The organism is Nonomuraea cavernae, from assembly GCF_014646355.1.
GTDB classification, from domain to species: Bacteria; Actinomycetota; Actinomycetes; order Streptosporangiales; family Streptosporangiaceae; genus Nonomuraea; species Nonomuraea cavernae.
The window spans coordinates 1-386 of the sequence record NZ_BMNH01000016.1 but is presented as its reverse complement, the minus strand read 5'-3'; the positions used below and the strand labels follow the sequence as shown (position 1 = coordinate 386).

Annotated in this window: 1 pseudogene; it reads left to right on the top strand. The window is 69.9% G+C overall.

Annotated elements, in window-relative coordinates:
* Positions 1-386, top strand: a pseudogene (locus tag IEY82_RS23740) (RNA-guided endonuclease TnpB family protein); the annotation flags it as partial.

The window sequence follows — 386 nt, the reverse complement described above, 5'->3', positions numbered from 1 at the left end:
CAGCTCGCCCACGACCGGCGGGTGTTTCGCAACTACGATCTGCGCAGGCACGTCTACGGGCAGGTCAAGGACAGGTACGGGCTGGCGGCTCAGGCCGCGCAGCACGTCATCAAGAAGGTCGCCGACGCCTACACCACCCTGCACGCCAACCTGCGCAACGGCCATCTGGGCAGGCCCGGCTCCGCCCGGCGTGAACGGGTGCTGGCCAGGCCGATCGTCTTTCGCCCGGGCGCGGCCCAGCCGTTCGACGACCGCTGCCTGTCCTGGCGGATGGACGCGCGCACGGTGTCGATCTGGACCGTGGGTGGGCGGATGAAGGGCGTGGCGTTCACCGCCTCGGCCGATCAGCTCACCCTGCTGGCCGCTCACCGCAAGGGCGAATCAGA